Source organism: Phocaeicola sp. RTP21198st1_B8_RTP21198_201120, assembly GCF_040929485.1.
GTDB classification, from domain to species: Bacteria; Bacteroidota; Bacteroidia; order Bacteroidales; family Bacteroidaceae; genus Phocaeicola; species Phocaeicola dorei.
The window spans coordinates 1-2039 of the sequence record NZ_JBCOCI010000223.1 but is presented as its reverse complement, the minus strand read 5'-3'; the positions used below and the strand labels follow the sequence as shown (position 1 = coordinate 2039).

The following is a 2039-nucleotide window of genomic DNA, read 5'->3' as shown; positions in this document are numbered from 1 at the left end:
CCGTTGACGAAAGAATAATATTCTTCTCCGTATTGTCCGGTATGCGTGAAGGCGATTTCGATGTCTTCCCCTTTCAGGTGGATGATCGGGTAAAGCCCGGTTGCCGTCATGTTGTCGTTCAAAAGGTCTACCAGACCGTTGCGCGACAAGATACGGTGTCCGTTATAGATGATAGCAAGCCCCGTATTGAGATACGTGTAGTTACGTAGCATTGTCTCAATAAATTCGGGCTTGAAACAGTAATTCAGAAATAGTGTATTATCCGGTTCAAAGAAGATGTAAGTTCCGTTTTCTTCTTCGGTATTCTTTGTCTCATCGGTCAGTAAGTTTCCTTTTGAGAAAGTGGCGATACGCACTTTGCCGTCGCGGTAACTGCGTACCTCGAAACGGGAGCTTAAAGCGTTGACGGCTTTCACACCGACACCATTCAGTCCGACACTTTTCTTAAATGCCTTGCTGTCGTATTTACCACCGGTATTCAGCATGCTGACAGCCTCGATGAGTTTTCCCTGTGGGATGCCTCGTCCGTAGTCGCGTACACTGACACGAAGGTTTTCTTCAACGGTAATCTCGATTTTCTTACCGGCTTGCATTTTGAACTCGTCAATACTGTTGTCAATTACTTCTTTCAGGAGGACATAGATTCCATCTTCGGCATGTGCACCGTCGCCCAGCCTTCCGATATACATACCGGGGCGTGTGCGTACATGTTCCATGTCACTCAAGTGGCGGATGTTGTCGTCAGTGTACTCTACTGCATTGTTGTTGTCTACAGGTATCAATTCGTTCTCTTCCATAGCTGTTTTTTTATTTTATCTCTTTGATGAACGCACGGCGGCGCTTATGTTGTTGAGTCTCAAAGTAATCCCATTGTGCCTGAACTTTTCCATTCAGTTCCAGTTCGGGGTTGCTTTCCGCAAAGATAAAACCTAATTTTTGATAAACTGGAATTAAATCGGAAAATAACAAAGCGTTAACACCTTTATTTTGATATTCCGGTTTCACTGCAACGAGTAGCAGATCAAGCATTTTGGCACGACGTTTCATGAATAATGCCTTTAACAGATAGAACCATCCGAGCGGCAACAGACGTCCGTTTGATTTCTGTAAAGCTTCAGCGAGAGATGGCATAGAGATACCTACACAGACTAGTTCATCATTGGCATCAGTAATCAGTGTAACCATCCGTAAGTCAAGGATCGGCAGATACATTTTCACGTATTGGTCGATTTGCCGCTGTGTCAGCGGAGAATAACCATAAAGTGGACTATATGCTTCGTTCATCAGTTCGAAAATCTTCTGTCCATAGTCTTTGGCTATCTTTCTTCCGGAAGTATATTTCTTTATCTTAAGGTTGTATTTTCGTTGGATCAGTTCGGAGATACGCTTATGTTTGTCGGGAATAGCATCCGGTATGTAGATTTTGTATTCCACCCAGTCGGCATCTTTCTCGAAGCCTAGTTTTTCCATGTGTACCGGATAGTACGGGTAGTTGTAGATAGTGGCCATGGTGCTAAGCTGGTCGAATCCTTCGATCAGCATTCCTTCCGCATCGAAATCAGTAAATCCGAGAGGACCGGCAATATGAGTCATACCCCGTTCTTTTCCCCATTCTTCCACTGTTTTGATAAGTGCGGATGATACTTCGGGATCGTCGATGAAGTCTATCCATCCGAAACGAACGTTTTTACATTCCCACTTCTTGTTCGCCTGGTTATTGATAATTGCAGCTACACGTCCTACTATTTTATCGTCCCGATATGCGAGGAAATAATCAGCTTCACAGAATTCGAATGCTGCATTTTTCTTCTTGTTGAAGGTGTTGAGCATGTCGTCATAGAGGTCAGGCACAGAGTAAGGGTTGCCCTTGTACATTCTGTAATTGAAACGGATAAATTTCTTAAGTTCTCTCTTTGTGGAGACTTTCTTGATTGTAATAGCCATATCTCGTATTTATGATTTGAGGAAGCAAAGATACGTGATAATCTTTAAATTACAACGCGCCGGAAAGAGAAAATATAGTCTCTGGACGATTAGGG

The 2039-nt window shown here is 43.4% G+C and carries 2 protein-coding genes; both read right to left on the bottom strand.

What is annotated here, in order from left to right; genetic code table 11:
• On the bottom strand, positions 1-797 hold a 797-nt coding region (locus AB5935_RS24775), incomplete at its 3' end, for an ATP-binding protein (RefSeq protein WP_368327729.1).
• Positions 798-807: 10 nt separating this feature from the next.
• The gene (locus AB5935_RS24770; protein WP_004298422.1) at positions 808-1944 is read right to left on the bottom strand and encodes a GNAT family N-acetyltransferase; all 1137 of its coding nucleotides are present in this window, start codon (positions 1942-1944) and stop codon (positions 808-810) included.
• Positions 1945-2039 lie beyond the last annotated feature (95 nt).

What these genes read in the sequence shown, in the direction of transcription:
- AB5935_RS24770 (WP_004298422.1), bottom strand. Translation starts at nt 1,944, where the DNA reads ATGGCTATTACAATCAAGAAAGTCTCCACAAAGAGAGAACTTAAGAAA.